This window comes from Roseomonas sp. KE2513, from assembly GCF_016107305.1.
Lineage (GTDB): Bacteria > Pseudomonadota > Alphaproteobacteria > Acetobacterales > Acetobacteraceae > Roseomonas.
In genome coordinates this window covers 1-473 of the sequence record NZ_RCVR01000195.1, presented here as the reverse complement: position 1 = coordinate 473, position 473 = coordinate 1, and the positions used below count along the sequence as shown (strand labels likewise).

Here is a 473-nt window from a genome sequence, read left to right as displayed (position 1 = left end):
GCCTCGAACAGGTAGCTGCGCAAGAGCTTGTCACCGTGCTTGGACACGCCCGCGCTGCGGTCCATTTCCCCGGACTGGTGCTGTCTCTGTGTCGGGCCGAGATAGGCGCCTACCGAGCGCGAGCGCCGGAAGTGCCCTGGTGCCTTCACGGCCGCGCTGAAGCTTGTGGCATTTACGGCGCTCACGCCCGGGCAGGTCATCAGCAGCCGACAGGTTGGGTCATCCTTGGCGGCCGCCATGATCCAGCGATCCAGCCCAGCGATCTCATTCCGCACCGTCCACCACACCGTCAGAAGCGGCTCGGCCACCGCTGCCACCTCGCGCCGGTTGGCCAGCGACTGCCGCACCTTAGCCTCGAACGCTCCGCCTGCCCGTCTGCGGGCCCGCAGACCGAAGGTCTTGAGCACGCTCCGGAGCTGGTTCGACAGGTCCGTCGAGATGCCGACCAGCTGGGACCGGGCGTTCACCAAGTG

Annotated in this window: 1 protein-coding gene; it reads right to left on the bottom strand. The window is 67.4% G+C overall.

Annotated elements, in window-relative coordinates; translation table 11 throughout:
• Window positions 1-473, bottom strand: a 473-nt coding sequence (locus D9599_RS30930; RefSeq protein ID WP_198385164.1) for a transposase, incomplete at both ends; no start/stop codon positions are given.